This is a genomic window from Streptomyces sp. NPDC096013, assembly GCF_044763565.1.
Lineage (GTDB): Bacteria > Actinomycetota > Actinomycetes > Streptomycetales > Streptomycetaceae > Streptomyces.
Map to the genome: position 1 here is coordinate 47,973 of NZ_JBIWGK010000002.1, position 12,840 is coordinate 60,812.

Genomic DNA, 12,840 nt, shown 5'->3' on the forward strand with positions numbered 1-12,840 from the left:
GCCGCGCCCCCTACCTCTTCCGCGCGTGCAGCAACAGGATCGACGCCAACCGCGGTCTGGCACACGCCAGTCGGTCCAGCGGCCGGAGCGGACGCGGTACGCCGTGGAAGGGCGCCCCCTTCAGCCCTACGACCGTGAAGCCCGCCGCCGCCACGAACTCCCGCAACGCGCGCGGGGTGTAGAGCCGCAGATGTCCCACGACCTCCTTGCCCGGACGGCCGTGGATCGCGCGCAGGCTCACCTCCGAGAACACGGGCTGGACGCCGGCGAGCAGCAGGGCGCGGTTGTACCAGGCCGCCAAGTTCGGTGTGGACAGCATGAGATGGCCTCCCGGCCGCAGGATGCGGCGGATCTCGTCGAGTGCCGTGTCCGGGTCGACGAGGTGTTCGATCACTTCGCTGAACAGGACGGCGTCGGCGGAGGCGGAGCGGAGCGGGAGCGCGGTGAGTTCGCCGCGGACCGTGTACGGGAGGTGGGTGCGGGCGCGGGCCAGGGCGTCCTGGGACCAGTCGACGCCGACGACCCGGTGACCGGCGAGGAGAGGTGCGGCGGTGGCTGCGGCGGTGCCGTCGCCGCAGCCGATGTCCAGGACGGTGCGGGGGTGTCCGGCGGTGGCCGGACCCAGGGCGGTGGCGAGGGCGCGGGCCTGGCGCAGGGTGCGGGACGGGCCGGAGGCGACGGGGACGGCGGGGTTCTCGTAGAAGTCGCGGAGGCCGGGGCGATGCGGGGTGGTGGTCGTCATGCCGGATGCTCCTCCGTCTGTTCCGTCGTGTGCAGGTAGTGCTCGAACAGGTCGCGGAGGTGGGCTCCGTCGCCGGGGCCGAGGAGGGTGCGGGACCAGCGGAGGGCGACGTGCAGCTTCCCCGCGGTGGACGCCGTCGTCACGGTGAAGCCGCGGGGCATGCGGGCCGGGGCGGAGAACCAGACCGCGTGCGCTCGGCCTGCCGGTTCGCCGAAGTCCAGGGTGTACGGGATGCGGCCGATGTTGCTGAGGAGGGTGGTCGACGTCCAGGGGGCCGCTGCCCTGCGCAGCCCTCGGGTGAGGGCGGCGCGCCAGGCCACGGGGACGACCGGGGCCGTCAACAGAGCCGCGCCATGGCCCAGTTGGGGGCGTTGGAGGGCCTTGAGGGTGCGGGTGCGGTTCGCCGTGCGGTGCAGCAGATCGGCCATCCGGGCCGGGGCGGGGGTCAACTCCGCCGGGGCGAAGGTGACTTCCACGAGTCTCGTGCCGTTGCCTATCGGCATGTCCGTGCCCCGGGGGCGGTCGTCCACGGGCATCGTGATGCGCAGCGGGCGGGGGTGTTCGCCGTGTTCCCGGTTCCAGTGGGCGATCATCAGGGCCGTGGTGACCATGAGCTGGTCGTTCACCGTGTACGGGGAGCCCTTGGGGCGGTGCGGCACCGGGAGTTCGGTGAGGAGGAGACCGTTGCCGCCGGGGGACCGGTCGGGGGTGCCGGGGGCGACCCGGGCGGGCGGGGTCCACACGGACGGGGTGTTCTCGGGGGGTTCCGGTGCCTCCGGGGGGCGGGTCGGCGGGGCGGTCGGGGTGTTGTCCTTTCCGCCGTAGCGCTCCGCCGCGGTGGCGAGGATGCGGAGGCAGGCGGGGCCGTCCAGCGCCGTGTGGTTGACCGTGAGGATCAGGGCGGTTCCCGTGCCCGGGGGCGGGAGGGGGACGGCTTCCAGGCGGATGGGCGGGGAGGTGGTCAGGGGCGGGGTGTGGGTGAGGGAGCGGGTGCGGGCTTCTTCGAGGGCGTCCTTGGTGGCGGGCGGGAAGGTGACCACGTCCATGTCCGGGGCGGGGGTCAGCTCCCATTCGTAGCGGCGGCGGTACCAGGGGCCCGGGGCCTCGCGCATGAGGATGCGGGGGTGGTGGTGGAGGGCCTCCGTGAACGCGGTGCGGAGGCGGTCCGGGTTGAGGGGGCCTGGGAGGTGGACCTCTATGTGGACGGTTTCCGGTTCCGTGGACTGGTGGCAGTGGCGGGCGATTTCGTCGACTGTGGGGAAGGGGATGCGGGTGGGGAAGCGGGGGTTGTCGAGTGTGGTCATCGGGGGTCGTCCTTTTGGTGCGGGCCGGTGGGGGCTTGTCGCGCCCCCGCGGCGGAGCCGCTGATGTCACGGCCCCGCGCCCCTATCGGGGCGCTCCAGCCCTCGGTGCTGACCAGACCTGCGAACAGGGCTATGAGTGCCAGGAGTTGGGCCGCGTGGCCGAATGCTCCGTGGGCCGCGCCCACCGGGTCGCCCGCTCCCGTCGCCGCTGTGATGCCCGCGCCCGTCATGGCCACGAAGGCGATGGGGACCAGGAGGGCGTGGCGGCGGTACGCGAGTAGCGCCAGTGCCGGGACCAGAAGCGCGAACCAACCCGCTATCACCACCCCGACCAGGGTCAGTGCGACCGTGCCCAGCCACAGGCCCGGTAGGGGTGGGGGTGGTTGGAGGTCGTCGGGGTTGGGGTCCCGGCGGCGCCAGACGACCAGGGCCAGGAGGGCCGCCATGGCTACGCCGCTTCCGATCAGGCCGGCCTCGTACGTGGTCGCCGGTTCATATGTCAGCTTGATCTTGCCGCCCGCGCCCGCCGGGACGCGCCAGCCCTGTTGCCAGCCGTCCAGGCGCAGGGCGGACAACTCCTTGCCGTTCAGGGTGGCTTTCCAGCCCGTGTTGTAGTTCTCGTAGGTGGTGAGGTACGAGGCCGCGCCCGCCCCCGCGGTCACCTCCCGGCGGTCGCCGAGCCAGTCCTGGATCGTCAACTGACGGTTCGTGGCGATGGGTTCGGTGACCGTGCCCCGGGTCAGGGTGATGTCCGTGAGGGTCAACGGGCCCGCGTCGCCCGCCTCGACCCGGTGTGCGCCCGAAGTCAGCTCCAACGACCCGTCCGACAAGCCCTGCTGACAAGGCGTCACCTGAACCTCTCGGCGGGCCGTCAAGTCGCCCACCGTTCCCTGGACGCTCGTTGCGTACAGCTCGCCGTCCACCGCCACCACCGGGCCCTTGCCACAGGGCAGGGTGAAGGGGCGGGACGGGTTCGGCTGCGGGGTGCGGTACTGGGCCAGGGCCGGGATGTAGGCCTCGGTGAGGCCCACCGGGAGCTGGAGGCTGTCGTCCGCTATCGGGTTGTGGAGGGTCAGGGGGGCGGTCTTGGTGACGGTGATGGTCAGGCGGTCCGTCGTGATCGGATCGAAGCGGGCCACGCCGTTCTCGTCCACGCCCGCGATCGTCGAGCCGTCGGGTGAACTGATGTCGACCTCGGTCGGACGCGTCGACAGGCCGCCCGCGGGGGCCAGCACCACTTCGCCCACCGCCTGTTTGCCGGTCCAGGTGAGGTGGATCGTCGGGCGGTCGCCCGCCACCCAGCCCGTCGTCAGGTCGCCGTCCGTGAGGTTGCGGGCGGAGAGGCCCGTGCCGAGCGCCGCGGTGGAGTCCGCCGTCGCGGTGACGCGGTGCTGCTGGGCGGGGGCCACCTCGTAGAGGAGCCTGTCCAGCTCCTCGCCGGGGACGGCGACCGCGCTCGCCCTCATCTCGTACGCTCCCGCCGTCGCCGTCGAGAACGTGCGGTGCAGGCCCGCCTCCGTGCCTGTCGGGGAGAGACCGGTCGGGTCGGCCGTGCGGTGCAGGGAGATGATCTCGGCGGACGCGTCGCTCGTGTCGGCGTCGGTGGGGAGCTGGAGGAGCCGGGTCACCTGGACGTGGGGCAGGGCGATCTCGGAGAAGCCCGCACCGGTCAGACCGGTGTGCCGGGCCACCGAGCCGACGATCGTCAGCTTCATCCAACCCGTCTCGCCCGGCGGGGACTTGATCGTCTGGGTCATGCCGCTCGGCTGGAGGAAGCTGGTCGCCGTCCCCTTCGCCGTCTGCACCCGCACCTTGGTCGCCGCCGCCCGCACGCTCTCCTGCGGGAGCGGGGTGACCTTGAACGAACTCGGCATGTCGTACGATCCGCCCGCGAACCCGATGCGCAGCCACTGCCCGTTCGGCGAACCCGGCGCGCCCTCCGCCCACGCGGTGCCGGGGTCGCCGTCGAAGGCGTTCACCGGGTCGAACTGGGGGAGCGAGAACAGCCAGTTGCCGCTGGACGACGCCGTCACCGAGCGGGCGCCGCGCAGCCGCGCGACCGTCTGGTGGGCGATGCCCTTCGTCGGCAGGATCTGCTTCGGCTTCTTCCCGGCGTCCTGGACCGCGTCGGGCGCGTTGCGTTCGGTGGGGGTGTAGGTGTACGACGTGTTGGCGTCGACGAGGCCGAACCGGGTGTCCGCCCGGCGCAGTCCGTCGCCGACGATCTGAAGCGCGGGGGAGCCCAGGCCCGGGTGGTTGTCGCCCGTCAACACCGTGGCCCGGCCCCGGAGTTCGGTCGCGAGGGGGAGGAGGGACTCCGGGCCGCCCGAGACCACCGCCGTGTCGGCCACCGGCGTCAGGCCCGCCTGGCCTGGGCGGATCACGTCCTTGCCGGTCGGTTCGTAGATCTCCACCGCCCGTTGGCGCGGGTAGAGGCCCTCCACCTGGAGCGGGGTGTCGTCGGCGATGCGGCCGCCGGTCATGACGGGGCCCAGGCCGGTCACCCGCCGGTAGCCGGACTGTTCGAGGGTGCGTTTGACGGTGGTCGTCGGGACGTAGCCGATCTGGTCGGGGTCGAGGTCGTTGCGGACGACGACGTAGTAGACGCCCGCCCGGCTCAAGTAGTCGGCCAGGCCCGGGACTTCGCTGCCGCTGGCCAGCGCCTGTTCCACGGCGTCCATCGCGCGGCGGTTGCCCGGGGTGCCCATCGGGACGTAGTCGCGCTCGGCCCAGCGGGAGTCGGCGAGGACGTCGAGGGGCTCGTCGATGGGGGAGCCCCAGGTGTAGATGCCGTGCGCGGTCGCCGGGACGACCAGGGCGCGGGAGTCGGGGGAGTATCTGTGCAGCCAGTCGGCCGTGGACTGCCAGTATGCGGGGAGCCGCTGGAACGAACCCGGGTTCAGGATCGACCCGTTGAGATACGGCCAGGCCAGACCGGGCAGGACGAGGACCAGCGCGATCAGCGGGACGAGCCGGCGGCCCGGGACCGGACGCGCTCCGCGTGGCTCGGTGGCGATGCCCACCAGGTGGGCCAGGCCGAGGACGAGCGCGAGGGCCAGGCCCGCCTGGAACTTGTAGATGTTGCGGAAGGGGACCAGCGGGCCGTTCAGCCAGTCCTGCACCAGCCCGTGGAAGGGCGCCCCGAACGCGCCGCCGTACCCGGCGAACAGGATCAGCGCGACCGTCACGGCGATCAGCACCAGCCACCGCCGCTCCGGCATGTCCCGTCGGGCCAGGCCCGCCAGGCCGAGTCCGGCCGCGAGGGCCGAGCAGACGATGACGATCACCGACGAGGCGACCGTCCACCCGGCCGGTATCCACGCCTCCCCGAGATGCAGATAGGCGACCCAGTCACCGGCTCCGCGCAGGCCCTCCGTGGCCGACATGGTGTCCGTCGTGGTCTGCGAAGTCTCCACGTACGGAAGGAAGTTCTCGCCGTAGACACCGAGCATGAGCAGCGGGATCCACCACCACGCCGTCGCCAGGACCACCCCCGGCACCCACCACGCGATCAGCTTGCGCTGCCGTGGCCCCGGTGGGCGGGACAGCAGATACAGACCCACCGGGAGGAGCGAGGCGAGGGTCGCCGCCGCGTTCACCCCGCCCATGAACGGGACGACCAGCGCCGACCGCAGGGCCGCGATCCGGGCCGAATGACGCTCGTCGGTGAGCGGCAGCAGCACCCAGGGGAGGAAGGCCCCGGGGAGCGCGGCCGCGGACGTCGACCCCACGACGATCGTGAACACCGGCCACAACGCGTACGTCACGGCGGCCAGCAGCCGGGACGCGGGGCTGCCGACACGCAGCCGCTCGGCCAGCCGCAGCGCCCCCCAGAAGGCGACCGAGAGGATCAGCGACAACCACAGGCGTTCCGCGAGCCACACCGGCAACCGCACGGCGTGGGCCAGCCAGTAGAACGGGAGCATCGGCCAGAGGTAGCCCGCGTACTGGTCCTGGATGCCGCCGAACGAACCCCGGTCGTGCCACAACTGGCCCAGGTCGGACAGGAACTGACCCGGATCGACGGTCACCCCGAGCTTGGTGTCGAAGGTCTGCCGGCCAGGGTGCACGGCGAGGAACAGCACGAACACCACGGCCCAGAACCCCAGCAGCCAGCGCCATGACCTCGGGCCCTCCGGCGGCCCCGCGACGGTCGTGCCGGAGGGGTCGGCCGCCGGGGGCGGGGCCTGGACCGTGGTCGCCGTCATGGTGGACACCGCCGGAGAATGAGGAGGAGGTTCCAGGTGGCCAACTCCCGTATCCCGGGCGCTTTGACGACGGCTCGGTCGAGGAAGGGCCAGTAGCGGGAACGCGCCACGACGACCGTCACGTCGTCGCGGGCACGGACCTGCCGCAGGGTGGCACCGATGTGCACGGCGAACAGGTTCTCGCCGAGCGTGTGCTTGGCCGGCTTTCCGGTACGCCGCCGGTAGCGCGCACGGGCCCGCTCGGCACCGAGGTAGTGCCACGGCGCCCACTCGTGACCGCCCCACGGGGACAGCCAGTTGGTGAACGACACGTAGATCAGCCCACCGGGCCGGGTCACCCGCGCCAGCTCACTGAGGAACGTCTGCGGATCGGACACGTGCTCGAGAACGTTGGAGGAGAAGGTGACGTCCGCGACTCCGTCGGACAGAGGGAGCAGATATCCGTCGGCGATCACGGTCCCGTCCGCCGGCTTGCGCGCCAACTCCCCCACGTCCGGCTCGAAGAGGTAGGCGTGAGCGCCCCGCCGCCGGAACTCCGACGTGAAGTACCCACTCCCACCACCGACGTCCACGACCGTGCGCCCGGCGACGGGACCGTCGTAGGACTCGACCTGATCGGCGGCGTCGGTGGCGAGCAGCGCATAGCAGGACTCCGGGTCGTCCTGCTCATGCAGAAAGGCGCGGAAGAGGGCAAGGGACCGGTGAAGAGACGGGTCCTTGAACCGCCGGTGGGGAGCGGCGCCCTGATGAGGGCGCGGGGGCGTGACATCAGCGGCTCCGCCGCGGGGCCGCGACCAGCCCCCGCCGGACCGCGGCCGGCTCACGGCCCCCAGCCCTTCACCGCCTCACCGGCCACCGACCGGAACTGCCTGATCGTCCGGTCCCATCGATAGCGCGCCGCACGATCCCGCGCCGCCCTGCCCATGACCTCACGTCGCTGCCCGGACAACGCCAACGTGCACCAGGCCGCCGCGAAGGAGGACTCCCCCCGGGCCAGGACACCCGTCACGCCATCGACGACCGAGTCCCGCAGCCCCGGCACGTCGAACGCCACCGCCGGAGTCTCCCGGACCGCGGCCTCGGTCACCACCAGGCCCCACCCCTCCAGCGCGGAGGGATGCAGCAACAACCAGGCCGCACAGAGCAGTTCGTGTTTCCGGGCCTCGGAGACATGCCCGGTGAACTCCACGCCGGGCCCGGCGAGTCGCTCAAGCCGCTCACGTTCAGGGCCGTCACCGACGATCAGCAGCCGCCCGCCGACAACGGGACGTACCCGTTCCCACAACCGCAGCAGCAGATCGACCCGCTTGTACTCGACGAGCCGCCCCACGGCCACGAACAACGGCTCGACGGACCGAGCGGCCCGAGGCCCCGGCTCCTCGACTCCGTTGTGGACGACCCGGATGCGGTCCCGCGAGACCCCGATCCCGCGCAGCGCGTGCGCCGTCGAGGGAGACACCGCGACCAACAGCCCCCGGTGCCGCGCCCCCGCCAGCGCCCAGTGCTCAAGTCTTCGCCCGATCCGGGCCGCCGGCGCCATCGGGCCGCCGAACCGCATCCTCCACAGGTCCGTGTGGACGTGGTTCACGAGCCGCAGCGTCGGCCCGTGGTGCCACGCGGGCGCGAAGTACGGCATCCCGTTGCACACCTCGACCAACAGATCGCAGTCACCGACGAGTTGGGCGAAGGCGGATCGGGCGCGCAGGAAGTGGCCGTAGGCGCCGCCCGCCGACACCACGCGGTAGTCGCGGTAGGACGCCGGGCCGCCGCACAGCAGGGTGACCTGATGGCCGAGCCGGGTCAGGCCGTCGGCGAGTCTGTCCACGAGGAGTTCGGAACCGCCGGCCTGCGGGTTGTCGAGGTCCCGGTGGGCGAGGAAGACGATCCGGCGCGGTTGCGGCACCGGCGTCGGGGGGTACTGCGCGACCGGGGGAAACGGGGCGCGGTGGGGGTCCCCCCACCCCAGTGAATTCGAGGGTGGGGGAGAGTAGGGCACGTGCTGGGGCATGGGTGCTCCAACTCGTCTCAGGGTGCGGAACTCTGTGGGGTGGGGCCGTAAGGGGCGGGGCGCGGTGCGGAGTTCTGTGCGTGGGCTGTGTCCGGGTGGGTGGACAGTTTTCGCCCCGGCGTTCGTGACGGCTACTCACCCGCGTGACAATTTCGGGGGTTATTAGAACTGACGTCACGTCACATCGTGGGCGGATACTCGGGTGAAGTGGATGATTCGGGGCGCCGACGGCCGCGTAGCACCAAAACGCCTCCGATCGCCGCGAGGACGAATCCGGCCACAGCGGTACCGATCGGCAACGTCTGCCCCACCAGGCGCAGTTGGCCGCTCTCCTTCTTCGCCAGTCTCACCTGTTCCTTCTGCGTGGCCGTGGTGAAGGCGAGCTTGTCGGCGTCCAGGAGGAGGACCGCGTCGTGGGCGTGGCCGGGGGCGCGCAGGGTGCGGCGGGGGCCGGTGCTGGCGTAGATCACCCGGCCGGTGCGCTGGTCGGCGATCAGCTCGATGCCGTGGTTGGAGTACCACTCCTCGGCCAGGATCTGCGGGGAGCCGGGCTGGTCGACGAGGCTGCCGGGGACCAGCCGGGTGCCGATCTTCGTGGGCGGGACGGTGCCCTTGAAGACATAACCCGACCAGCCCTGCACCTTCTTGGTGCCCGCGTAACGCAGGGTCACCGTGGCGCCCAGGGAGTTGTCCCACCACTGGTAGGACTGTTTCCGCACGTCGAACGGGAACTTCAGATAGGCATCGCCCTCGAAGTACGGGTTCTCGTGGCAGCAGTGCACCGGCTTGTTGGTCCTGCGGTCCGTGACCCAGCGGTTGGGGAAGAACTCCAGCGCGTCGTGCGGATCGGCGGCCGGCAGGGACTTGTCGGTGTCGACGGTCGTGGTGACGTCCCAGACCGCGTCCCCGCTCTTCTCGCTGTCCGCGACATCGCCGCGCACCTGCTGGGTGACGGTGATCCGCTGGTCGTCCACGGTCCGCAGCTCGCCGGTGTCGAAGTAGCTGCCGGTGCCCCGGTAGACGGCGGTCGTGTCGATGTCGATCGGGGTCACGGCGGCCCGCGGCTCGACGTACCAGGCCAGCAGCGGCGCCAGGACCAGCAGAAAGGTGCCGAGTCCCAGCAGGATCAGGGAAAGTGGAGAGGCTGTACGGCGCATCCGGGCACTCCAGTGGGATGTGGTGACGGAGTTCGGGCCGCTCTTGGGCCGGGAACCGTAGGCGGCCCTTGACGGAGTGTCAATGTCTGCCGACACTGGGCCGACGGGCAGAGGTGGGGCGCACGGACCTCAGGACAGAGAGGCTGACCCCGCGATGCCCAGACTGCTCGCCGCCGCACTGACCGTGCTCCTGGCCGCCGCCCTCGCCGTCGGCGCCGCGCTCGGCATCGTCGCCCTGCTCGACGCGAGACCAGCCCAGCCGAACACCCCGTTGGTCACGTACGAGCAAGCGGACCAAGGGAGTTGACGCCGTGGCCGCGCGCCCGGCGACCGCCCGGTCGGCGACATCCCGGCCGCCGACCACGCCATCGGCGACCGCTCAGCCGTCGACCGCTCGCCCGGCGACCATGACCGCGCGCTCGGCGTGGCACGACGTACCGCGCCTGAAGGTACGGGAGTTCGCGGCGATCGCGATGGCAGAGGCACCCGCGCTCGCCGAGGAGATCCTGCGGGAGATCCGCCGGGAGCACCCTCAACTGCCGCTGGTGCTGGACGAGTCGGGCGAGCCGATGGCCCTGGTCGGTATCCGGCGTGCCATCGAGGTCTTCGTCCAGCACCTGGAGACCGCCGAGGGGCGGCCGACCGTACCGCCCGGCGTCTTCCAGGAGTTCGGGCGCGGAGAGGGCCTGAACGGCCGCAGCCTCGACTCGCTCCAGGCGATCTACCGCATGGGCGTCCGGCTCGCCTGGCGCCGGCTGGCCGAGATCGGGCAGCGGGTCGAGATCCCGCCGCCCGCGATGTACGCACTCGTCGACGCGGGCTACGAGTACCTGGACGGGCTGGTCGACCAGTCCGTGCGCGGATACGCCGAGGCCGCCGCACGGCAGGCGGGGGAGCGGCTGCGGCTGCAACGGCGGCTCATGGAACTCCTCCTCGCCGAACACCATCGCGGCGACCCGGCCGAGGCCCTCTCCGAGCGCGCCGCGCGGATCGGCTGGCCGCTCCCCGACAAGGTCGCCGTGGGTGTCCTGCTGCGCCCCGCGCGTGAGGCCGTCGCCCCCGCCGTGGGGCAGGAGGTCCTGCTCGACATGGAGTACGAGCGGCCCCGCATGGTCGTGCCCGAACCGGACGCCGCCGGGCGGCCCGAACTGCTGCACCGGGCGCTGACCGGCTGGGCCGGGGCGATCGGGCCCCCGGTGCCGCTGGCCGACGCGGTGAAGTCGGCGCGCTGGGCCGAGGCCGCCGTAGGGCTGATGGAGCGGGGGCTGTTGCCGGGCGGGGGAGTGCTGTACTGCACCGAGCACACCGAGGCGCTGGTGCTGCTCCAGCCCGAGGAGCTGATCGACGATCTCGCGCTGCGGTGTCTCGCGCCGCTGGCGCACTGCGGGCCGACGCACGGGCGGCGGCTCGCGGAGACCCTGCTGGCCTGGCTGGAGACGCGCGGCGGGGCGCCCGAGGTGGCGGCGCGGCTCGGTGTGCATCCGCAGACCGTGCGGTACCGGCTGCGGCAGATCCGTGAGCTGTGGGGCGACGAGATCGATCATCCGGACCGCCGGTTCGAGCTCGAACTCGTCTTGCGCGCGCAGCGGTTGCGGGGTCGGCTGGGGGGTACCGGGGCCGTTCGGTAGTCACCTGGTCACCCGGCCATTGCCCGGGCAACCCACTATGGCTAGCCTGTGTTCGTCATGCCGATCGCCAGTTGAAATTTCGAACACAGCGCAGCACAAGCACGCGCTCACGCCAAGATCAGCCACTCACAGACACCAAGAAGGGGGCCGGTTGTGGGACGCCTCGTACCTGCCGTGACCCGGGCTCTCGACATTCTCGAGCTCTTCCTCGACGGGGACGGGACCCTCTCCGCCCCCGACATCGTGCGCAAGCTGCAACTGCCGCGCACGACCGTGCACGAACTGGTCACCACCCTCGCGGCCCGGTCGTACATCGTGCCCGTGCCCGGACAACCCGGACGTTACCGGCTGGGTGTGCGTCCGTACCAGCTCGGGAGCCGATACGCCGAGCAGCTCGACCTCGCCGCCGAGGGGCAGCAGGTCGCCCGGTCCGTCGCCGAGACCTGCGACGAGACCGTGCACGTGGCCATCCTCGAAGGCACCGACGTCATCTACATCGCCAAGGTCGACTCCACGCACGCGGTGCGCATGGTGTCGGCGGCCGGCCGCCGGCTGCCCGCGCACTGCACCTCCGTGGGCAAGATGCTGCTGGCCTCGCTGCCCGCCCCTGAGCTGACCGCGCGTATCCCGGCGAACGCCTCGCTGGCCGCGATGACGCCCAACAGCATCACCGACCCGGACGCCCTGCGGGTGGCCCTCGCCGAGATCCGGGAGCGGGGGATCGCCGTCGAGAGCCGTGAGTCGAACCCGGACGTGTCCTGTGTCGCCGCGCCGGTCCGGGACCGCACCGGGCAGGTCGTCGCCGCGCTCTCCATCTCCGTCCCGATGATCCGCTGGAGCGACGAGCGGCGGACCGAGCTGGAGCAGCTGGCGGCGAAGGGCGCGGCCGAACTGTCGGAGCGGCTCGGACACCGGAGCGTGGGATGACGTACGAGGTGGCGGTACGGGCCGAGGCGACGCTCGGCGAGGGCCCTACCTGGGACGCGGCCACCGGGCGGTTGATCTGGATCGACATCCTCGGGTGCCGGGTGCACACGTACGACCCCGTTTCCGGGGTGCGGACGGTGCGGGTCACCGACCAGCACGTGGGGGCCGCGAAGCCTCGGGCCGGTGGGGGGCTCGTCCTCAATCTGCGGGACGGGGTCGGACTCCTCGACGCCGACGGGGAGTTCGGCTGGCTGCATCGGGAGGTCGTTCCGGGGCGGCGGGCGAACGATGCCGCCGTCGCGCCTGACGGGGCGCTGTGGGCGGGGACGATGCGCTACGACGAGGCGGCGTGCGGGGGGACGTTGTCCCGGATCACCGGGGACGGGTCCGTGCAGCTCGTCCTGGACGACGTCGCGGTGAGCAACGGGACCGGGTGGAGTCCCGACGGGCGGCTGATGTACTACATCGACTCGCCCACCCGGCGGATCGATGTGTTCGAGTACGCGGACGGGCGGGTCAGCCGACGGCGGCGGTTCGCCCAGATCGAGGCCGGCGCCGGGTTCCCCGACGGGCTCACCGTGGACGCCGACGGGTGTGTGTGGGTGGCTCTGTGGGGTGGGGGCGCGGTGCGGAGGTACACGCCGGACGGGGAGTTGGACCGGGTTGTCCCGTTGCCGGCTTCGCTGGTCACCGCGTGTGCGTTCGGGGGCGCGGACCTCACCGACCTGTACGTGACCACTGCTCGGGTGGGGCTTGAGGCGCCGCATCCCGTCGCCGGGTCGTTGCTGGTCGTGCCGGGCGTGGGCAAGGGGCTGCCGCAGGTCGCGTTCGCGGGCTGAGGTCCGTTCCGTGCCCGCGGGCGCGCT

General features: G+C 72.0%; 10 protein-coding genes. 4 read left to right on the forward strand and 6 right to left on the reverse strand.

Annotation, left to right across the window (positions count from 1 at the left end; all coding sequences use genetic code 11):
• Positions 1-10: 10 nt before the first annotated feature.
• The 6 genes from ACIRB1_RS07710 to ACIRB1_RS07735 form a co-directional block, all read right to left on the reverse strand.
• Positions 11-742, reverse strand: a complete 732-nt coding sequence (locus ACIRB1_RS07710; RefSeq protein WP_403464944.1) for a class I SAM-dependent methyltransferase — start codon at positions 740-742, stop codon at positions 11-13.
• Positions 739-2,046, reverse strand: coding sequence for a condensation protein (locus ACIRB1_RS07715; RefSeq protein WP_403464945.1), 1,308 nt, complete (start codon positions 2,044-2,046; stop codon positions 739-741). The genes ACIRB1_RS07710 and ACIRB1_RS07715 overlap by 4 nt, the downstream gene beginning before the upstream one ends.
• Positions 2,043-6,254 carry an alpha-(1->3)-arabinofuranosyltransferase family protein gene (locus tag ACIRB1_RS07720; protein WP_403465363.1) on the reverse strand — a complete coding sequence of 1,404 codons (4,212 nt, stop codon included), beginning with the start codon at positions 6,252-6,254 and terminating at the stop codon, positions 2,043-2,045. The genes ACIRB1_RS07715 and ACIRB1_RS07720 overlap by 4 nt, the downstream gene beginning before the upstream one ends.
• Positions 6,251-7,078: a class I SAM-dependent methyltransferase gene (locus ACIRB1_RS07725; protein ID WP_403464946.1), complete on the reverse strand. Its 828-nt coding sequence runs from the start codon at positions 7,076-7,078 to the stop codon at positions 6,251-6,253. The genes ACIRB1_RS07720 and ACIRB1_RS07725 overlap by 4 nt, the downstream gene beginning before the upstream one ends.
• Positions 7,075-8,262 (reverse strand): glycosyltransferase family 4 protein, encoded by a 1,188-nt coding sequence (locus tag ACIRB1_RS07730; protein WP_352185599.1) that lies wholly within the window; start codon positions 8,260-8,262, stop codon positions 7,075-7,077. Before ACIRB1_RS07730 ends, ACIRB1_RS07725 begins: the two co-directional genes overlap by 4 nt.
• A gap of 179 nt (positions 8,263-8,441) precedes the next feature.
• Positions 8,442-9,419: a DUF3068 domain-containing protein gene (locus ACIRB1_RS07735; RefSeq protein ID WP_352185600.1), complete on the reverse strand. Its 978-nt coding sequence runs from the start codon at positions 9,417-9,419 to the stop codon at positions 8,442-8,444.
• A 154-nt stretch (positions 9,420-9,573) separates the two neighbouring features.
• Here ACIRB1_RS07735 and ACIRB1_RS07740 point away from each other — a divergent pair, with 154 nt between their 5' ends.
• From ACIRB1_RS07740 to ACIRB1_RS07755, 4 genes are all read left to right on the forward strand, one after another.
• Positions 9,574-9,726, forward strand: a complete 153-nt coding sequence (locus ACIRB1_RS07740) for a hypothetical protein (RefSeq protein ID WP_266768360.1) — start codon at positions 9,574-9,576, stop codon at positions 9,724-9,726.
• Between the two features lie 100 nt (positions 9,727-9,826).
• Positions 9,827-11,047, forward strand: a complete 1,221-nt coding sequence (locus tag ACIRB1_RS07745) for a helix-turn-helix domain-containing protein (protein WP_352185601.1) — start codon at positions 9,827-9,829, stop codon at positions 11,045-11,047.
• A gap of 153 nt (positions 11,048-11,200) precedes the next feature.
• The gene (locus tag ACIRB1_RS07750; RefSeq protein ID WP_352185602.1) at positions 11,201-11,974 is read left to right on the forward strand and encodes an IclR family transcriptional regulator; all 774 of its coding nucleotides are present in this window, start codon (positions 11,201-11,203) and stop codon (positions 11,972-11,974) included.
• Complete coding sequence (locus ACIRB1_RS07755; protein ID WP_352185603.1) at positions 11,971-12,813, forward strand: SMP-30/gluconolactonase/LRE family protein; 843 nt, start codon at positions 11,971-11,973, stop codon at positions 12,811-12,813. The genes ACIRB1_RS07750 and ACIRB1_RS07755 overlap by 4 nt, the downstream gene beginning before the upstream one ends.
• Positions 12,814-12,840: the final 27 nt, after the last annotated feature.